The organism is Streptomyces sp. MK37H (genome assembly GCF_018035285.1).
Lineage (GTDB): Bacteria > Actinomycetota > Actinomycetes > Streptomycetales > Streptomycetaceae > Streptomyces > Streptomyces endocoffeicus.
Genome location: NZ_JAAAYH010000474.1, coordinates 1 through 6,666, shown reverse-complemented (window position 1 = coordinate 6,666; position 6,666 = coordinate 1). Strand labels below are relative to the sequence as shown.

The 6,666-nt window shown below is 69.4% G+C and carries 6 protein-coding genes and 2 pseudogenes; all 8 read left to right on the top strand.

Annotation, left to right across the window (positions count from 1 at the left end; genetic code table 11):
- Positions 1–168 (top strand): annotated as a pseudogene (locus GWI24_RS45880) (DNA polymerase III subunit gamma/tau); the annotation flags it as partial.
- Positions 169–297: 129 nt separating this feature from the next.
- Positions 298–633 (top strand): YbaB/EbfC family nucleoid-associated protein, encoded by a 336-nt coding sequence (locus tag GWI24_RS38210; protein WP_210950637.1) that lies wholly within the window; start codon positions 298–300, stop codon positions 631–633.
- Between the two features lie 281 nt (positions 634–914).
- Entirely contained in the window at positions 915–1,514 is a 600-nt protein-coding gene (gene recR / locus GWI24_RS38205; RefSeq protein WP_020870189.1) for a recombination mediator RecR, read from the top strand.
- A complete protein-coding gene (locus tag GWI24_RS38200; RefSeq protein ID WP_210950636.1) occupies positions 1,507–2,172 on the top strand; it encodes a DUF5063 domain-containing protein in 666 nt (221 codons plus the stop codon). The genes recR and GWI24_RS38200 overlap by 8 nt, the downstream gene beginning before the upstream one ends.
- A 321-nt stretch (positions 2,173–2,493) precedes the next feature.
- Positions 2,494–3,774 (top strand): aspartate kinase, encoded by a 1,281-nt coding sequence (locus GWI24_RS38195; protein WP_198281566.1) that lies wholly within the window; start codon positions 2,494–2,496, stop codon positions 3,772–3,774.
- Positions 3,771–4,862 (top strand): aspartate-semialdehyde dehydrogenase, encoded by a 1,092-nt coding sequence (locus GWI24_RS38190; protein ID WP_210950635.1) that lies wholly within the window; start codon positions 3,771–3,773, stop codon positions 4,860–4,862. The genes GWI24_RS38195 and GWI24_RS38190 overlap by 4 nt, the downstream gene beginning before the upstream one ends.
- A gap of 443 nt (positions 4,863–5,305) precedes the next feature.
- Positions 5,306–5,881, top strand: a complete 576-nt coding sequence (locus GWI24_RS38185) for a SigE family RNA polymerase sigma factor (protein WP_037956857.1) — start codon at positions 5,306–5,308, stop codon at positions 5,879–5,881.
- A gap of 101 nt (positions 5,882–5,982) precedes the next feature.
- Positions 5,983–6,666 (top strand): annotated as a pseudogene (locus GWI24_RS38180) (hypothetical protein); the annotation flags it as partial.

Here is a 6,666-nt window from a genome sequence, read left to right as displayed (position 1 = left end):
CCCCCCGAGGCGGCGGCGTACCGGGAGCCCGAGCCGCCGCGGGTCTCGATCGAGGACGACATGCCGGCCGAGGACGACCCGGATCTGGACGACACCGCGCTGAGCGGGCACGACCTGATCGTTCGCGAGCTGGGTGCCACGGTGATCGAGGAGATCGTCAACGAGTAGAAGGCGTGGGCCCCGCACCCGCGTTCCGCGTCGCCGCGTCTCCTCCGTACGGCGTAGAGCAAGGCGCTCGGGGAGCACGTAGGCTCGGGCTATCGAAGAGAACGACTGTCGAGCGCCAGGAGCGAAGCCGTGATCCCCGGTGGTGGCCAGCCGAACATGCAGCAGTTGCTGCAGCAGGCTCAGAAGATGCAGCAGGACCTCGCCGCGGCCCAGGAGGAGCTGGCCCGCACCCATGTCGAGGGTTCCGCGGGCGGTGGCCTGGTGAAGGCGACCGTGACCGGTTCCGGCGAGTTGCAGGGCCTGGTCATCGATCCCAAGGCCGTGGATCCTGAGGACACGGAGACCCTCGCGGATCTGGTCCTCGCGGCCGTCCGCGACGCCAACCACGCCGCGCAGGAGCTCCAGCAGCAGAAGCTCGGCCCGCTCGCCCAGGGGCTGGGCGGTATGCCCGGGCTCCCGTTCTGACCTTCGGGTTCTCCGGAGTCTTCGGGTTCTCCGGAGTTCGGGTTCTCCGGAGTTCGGGTTCTCCGGGGTCTTCGGGTTCTCCGGAGTTCGGGTTCTCCGGGGTCTCGGGTCTCCCGGGGTCGCGGGCTCCCCGGGCCCGACCGTAGGAGTCGCGGCGGCCGTAAGAGTCGCGGCGAGCCCGGCCGCACGAGCGTGACGCCCCCTGGCCGTGAGGGCACGGCGCAACCGAATATTCATGTGAAGTACGGCCACCGCGCGTCGGCGCGAGATTGGATGATGGCGTGTACGAGGGCGTGGTCCAGGACCTCATCGACGAGTTGGGCAGGCTGCCCGGCGTCGGTCCCAAGAGCGCGCAGCGGATCGCCTTCCACATCCTGCAGGCCGAGCCCACCGACGTCCGCCGTCTCGCGCAAGCGTTGACGCAGGTCAAGGAGAAGGTGCGGTTCTGTGCGGTCTGCGGGAACGTCGCCGAGGCCGAGCAGTGCCGCGTCTGCCAGGACCCCCGTCGCGACCCCGCGATCATCTGCGTGGTCGAGGAGCCGAAGGACGTTGTCGCGATCGAGCGGACGCGTGAGTTCCGGGGCCGCTATCACGTGCTCGGCGGGGCGATCAGCCCCATCGAGGGCGTGGGCCCGGACGATCTGCGGATCAGGGAGCTGCTGGCGCGGCTCGCGGACGGTACGGTCACCGAGCTCATCCTGGCCACCGATCCGAATCTGGAGGGCGAAGCCACCGCCACGTACCTCGCGCGCATGATCAAGCCCATGGGTTTGAAGGTCACCCGCCTGGCCAGCGGCCTCCCTGTCGGTGGAGACCTGGAGTACGCCGACGAGGTCACGCTGGGTCGTGCCTTCGAAGGGAGAAGACTTCTCGATGTCTGACGCAACGCTGCACGACGCCCACCCGGACCCGGACGACTTCGCGGTCCAGATCTCCGACCAGATCGAGAGCTTCATCGTCGCGGTCACCGAAGTCGCCAAGGGGGACGAGCCGGACAGCGCTGTGCCGTTCCTGCTGCTCGAGCTGTCGCAGCTGCTCCTCGCGGGCGGCCGGCTCGGCGCGCACGAGGACTTCGTCCCGGACGAGCGGTACGAACCGGACGCCGGCCCGGAGCCGGACGTCGACGAGCTGCGTGAGCGCTTCGCCCAGCTGCTGGAGCCGGTGGACATCTACTCGGAGGTCTTCGACCCGTACGTGCCGCGCAGCCAGCCCGTGGCCTGCCGGATCTCCGACGACCTGGCCGGGATCATCACCGATCTGCGGCACGGAATGGCGCACTACCGCGAGGGCCGGATCAGCGAGGCGCTGTGGTGGTGGCAGTTCTCGTACCTCTCCAACTGGGGGACGACCGCCTCGGCGGCCCTGCGCGCGCTGCAGTCGCTCGTCGCGCACGTACGGCTGGACAGCCCGCTGGACGAGCTGGACGGCCTGGACACGGACAGCAACGCGGGCGGTGACGACGAACTCGCGGAGGAGGCCGGCCGGGTCATGGCGGCGGAGATCGCGGGACCGCTCGGGCTGCGCTCGGGACCGCGCTGAGGAGTGCTTGAGACGGCCTGTCGGGCAGCCCGCGGGCCGATCAGCCGGATGGTCCGCCGGACGGCCCGCAAGGCCGTCCGATCCTGTGAGCTGGGTTACGTTCCCGTGTGCTTCCGCGGTAAGCGGGCAGGGTTCGTCGCTGAGCGGGTGGGAGGGATGTGGGGATCTCGCGGGTGCATGGACGTTGCGCCGTGTGATGCCCCTCGTCCTCCCCTGATCACATTGCGAAGCATTCGTCTCGCTATGTGATATTGGGAGGGCGTATTCCGGCCGCTCGTTAGACTGAGCCGACCGCATTATTGAGAGCTGCGAGGAGCGCACGTGGGCCTTGTCGTGCAGAAGTACGGAGGCTCCTCCGTTGCCGATGCCGAAGGCATCAAGCGGGTCGCCAAGCGAATCGTGGAAGCCAAGAAGAACGGCCACCAGGTGGTCGTCGTGGTCTCCGCGATGGGCGACACGACGGATGAGCTGATCGATCTCGCCGAGCAGGTATCCCCGATCCCTACTGGGCGCGAGTTCGACATGCTGCTGACCGCGGGAGAGCGGATCTCCATGGCCTTGCTGGCGATGGCGATCAAAAACCTCGGTCACGAGGCGCTGTCGTTCACCGGCAGCCAGGCGGGAGTCATCACCGACGCGGTTCACAACAAAGCACGGATCATCGATGTCACGCCGGGCCGCATCCGTGACGCGCTCGAACTCGGCGCGGTCGCGATCGTCGCGGGCTTCCAGGGCGTGTCCCAGGAGAGCAAGGACATCACCACCCTCGGCCGGGGCGGTTCCGACACCACCGCGGTCGCGCTGGCCGCGGCCCTGGACGCCGAGGTGTGCGAGATCTACACCGACGTGGACGGCGTGTTCACCGCCGATCCGCGCGTGGTGAAGAAGGCTCGCAAGATCAACGAGATTCCGTACGAGGACATGCTGGAGCTCGCCGCGAGCGGCTCCAAGGTGCTGCACCTGCGCTGTGTGGAGTACGCGCGCCGGTACAACATCCCCATCCACGTACGGTCGTCTTTCTCCGGCCACCAGGGCACCTGGGTGCGCAACCGGCCGGAAGCGGGAGAAGGAGAAGAAGGCATGGAACAGGCGATCATCTCCGGGGTCGCGCACGACACGTCCGAGGCCAAGGTCACGGTCGTCGGGGTGCCTGACAAGCCGGGTGAGGCCGCGGCCATCTTCCGCACCATCTCCGACGCCGAGATCAACATCGACATGGTGGTGCAGAACGTCTCCGCCGCGTCGACCGGGCTGACCGACATCTCCTTCACGCTGCCGAAGACGGACGGCCACCGGGCGATGGAGGCGCTGACCAAGGCGAAGTCGCTGATCGGCTTCGACTCGCTGCGCTACGACGACCAGATCGCCAAGATCTCCCTGATCGGTGCCGGTATGCGCACCAACCCGGGGGTCACCGCGACCTTCTTCGAGGCGCTGTCGAACGCCGGGGTCAACATCGAGCTGATCTCGACCTCCGAGATCCGCATCTCGGTCGTCACCCGCGCCGACGATGTGAAGGACGCGGTCGTGGCCGTGCACAGCGCCTTCGGCCTGGACAGCGACACCGACGAAGCGGTGGTCTACGGAGGGACCGGACGATGATCGGCCATGGCGGTGCCGCCGGTGGCGACAAGCCCACCCTCGCGGTCGTCGGGGCCACCGGCGCCGTCGGCACCGTCATGCTCTCGATCCTCTCCGAGCGCGCCGACATCTGGGGCGAGATCCGGCTGATCGCCTCGCCCCGCTCGGCCGGCCGGAAGCTGACCGTCCGGGGTGAGCAGGTCGAGGTCGTCGCGTTGAGCGAGGAGGCGTTCGAGGGCGTCGACGTCGCGATGTTCGACGTCCCCGACGAGGTCTCGGCGCAGTGGGCGCCCATCGCGGCGAGCAAGGGCGCGGTGGCCGTCGACAACTCCGGCGCCTTCCGGATGGACCCCGATGTCCCCCTGGTGGTGCCGGAGGTGAACGCGCACGCGGCCCGGGTCCGCCCGCGCGGCATCATCGCCAACCCCAACTGCACCACCCTGTCGATGATCGTCGCGATGGGCGCGCTGCACGCCGAGTTCGGGCTGAGCGAGCTGATCGTCTCCTCGTACCAGGCGGTCTCCGGTGCGGGCAAGGAGGGCATCGACGCCCTGCGCGAGCAGATCGCGCTGGTCGCCGGTACGGAGCTGGGCACCCACCCCGGGGACGTACGGCGGGCGGTGGGCGACACCGGGCCGTTCCCGGCGCCGATGGCGCTCAATGTGGTGCCGTTCGCCGGTTCGCTCAAGGAGGACGGCTGGTCCTCCGAGGAGCTCAAGGTGCGGAACGAGTCCCGCAAGATCCTGGGGCTGCCGGAGCTGAGGGTTACCGCGACCTGTGTACGGGTGCCCGTGATCACCACGCATTCGCTGGCCGTGCACGCGCGGTTCGAGAACGAGGTGACGGTCGAGGCGGCGCACGAGATCCTGGCGGGCGCCCCCGGGGTGGTGCTGTGCGACAACCCGGGGGAGGGCGAGTTCCCGACACCCGCCGACGCCGTGGGCACCGACCCCACGTGGGTCGGCCGGGTGCGGCGGTCGCTGGACGACCCGAAGGCGCTGGAGCTGTTCGTCTGCGGTGACAACCTGCGCAAGGGCGCGGCGCTGAACACCGCGCAGATCGCGGAGGTCGTCGCGGCCGAGCTGGCGGGTGGGTCCGCCGCGCGGTGACCCGGGGCCCGCCACTGGGTCAAGAGGGGGCCGGGCCGTCGTAAGAGGGGGCCGGAGCGCCGTAACGTGAGCGACCGTCTTAAAGTGACGTTTCACCAGTGCGTCGTCCGACAGATGTGAATATCCTGTGTGCGTGTCACTGGCCTGGACCAGCTGAGCTGGGCCGTTGATGTGATCGACGTATTCGCTCCCCGCCCGCTGCAACCGGCAGTGGGCGGGGAGCGTCTTTCCAGCCGCCCTGCAGTGGGCGCTGGGGATAACTGGGGCATTGGGGAAGAGTTGGTGCGCATGGGGGCATTCAACGCATCGTCAAAAGCGGTGCCTCACGCGTACAACCCTGACAGGGGGCGGCGTGTCCAACAGGCGTGGCAGAGGTATTCGGCATCGCAACGGTTCCAGGGCATGGTGGCGCGGCAGTACGCCCCCCGCGTGCCCCAGGTGGCATGCCGGTGATCGCGCCATGGCCATCGGCCCGCCCCGCGCACATCACAACAGGGCGCGAGGACACTGACGACGCGATGGCAGCGGGCACCACAGTCGATCACCTCACCGAGACCTACCGCGCCCACTACCGGTCGCTGCTCGGTCTCGCCGCGCTCCTGCTCGACGACACCGCGTCCTGCGAAGACGTCGTGCAGGAAGCGTTCATCCGTGTGCACTCGGCGCGCAAGAGAGTCCGGGATCCTGAGAAGACCCTCGCCTATCTGCGGCAGACGGTCGTCAATCTCTCCCGCTCCGCGCTGCGCCGGCGCATCCTCGGGCTGAAGCTGCTCTCCAAGCCGATGCCCGATATGGCCAGTGCCGAGGAGGGGGCGTACGAACAGCTGGAACGCGATCAACTGATCAAGGCGATGAGGGGACTTCAGCGCCGTCAGCGTGAGGTTCTCGTGCTGCGCTACTTCGCCGATATGACCGAGGCCCAGGTGGCCGAGACGCTGGGCATATCGCTCGGCTCGGTCAAGGCGTACGGCTCGCGTGGCATCGCGGCGCTCCGCGTCGCCATGGAGGCTCCGGCATGAACCACAACACATCTACGCCGGACCCGGGGGATTCCGGCCGGCAGCATGGCCATGAGCCGGAATCCAGGGAGCCAGGGGAGTCCAGGGAGACCACGGGGCCCATGGAACCGGTAGAGGCGACGGAGGCCGCGGAGGCCACGGAGGCCGCGGAGTCCACGGCGAACGGGGAGTCCACGGCTGACGGGGAGTCCGCCGGGTCTGCGGCGTCCACCGGGTCCGCGGAGTCCCCGGAGGCCCGTGAGTCCGCCGGGTCCGCGGAGACCCGTGAGCCTGCGGAGTCCACGGGCGCCGAGGAGCACACCGGGTCCGTCGAGGAGCAAACCGGTTCGGCCGAGGCCACGGAGGGCAGGAAGTCCGCCGGGTCCGAGCCTGGGCGGGTGACGCCCCTCCGTATTCAGCTGGACGACGACGAGCCCGGCGGTGAGGGCGAGGAGGCGCTGCGGCGGCTGCTGCACCGCGCCGTCGACGAGCTCGAGCCGTCCCCCGAGTCCCTCGACCACCTGCGGCGCGCCGTGCCCGCCCGCCGTGCGCGGCGGCGCCAGGCCCTGGTCGGGGCCGCTGCGGCGCTGGTGCTGGGCTGCGCGGCCGTACCGGCGCTGGTGCACGTCGCGACCATGAGCGACGGCTCGAACGACCGCCCGGCCAACGCCGCCAGCAGCCACCGCACCCCTGAGGCCAGCGGCGGCCCGCACGGCGAGGGCAGTGGCGGCAAGGACGCCGACGGGCCCTCCGACATGGTCGAGGAGCACAAGGGCGACAAGGGCAAGGACAAGGAGAAGGACAAG

Bases quoted from the DNA above. Each gene is read 5' to 3' on its own strand.
- GWI24_RS38200 (WP_210950636.1), top strand. From the start codon at position 1,507: ATGTCTGACGCAACGCTGCACGACGCCCACCCGGACCCGGACGACTTC.
- GWI24_RS38190 (WP_210950635.1), top strand. From the start codon at position 3,771: ATGATCGGCCATGGCGGTGCCGCCGGTGGCGACAAGCCCACCCTCGCG.
- GWI24_RS38185 (WP_037956857.1), top strand. From the start codon at position 5,306: ATGCCGGTGATCGCGCCATGGCCATCGGCCCGCCCCGCGCACATCACA.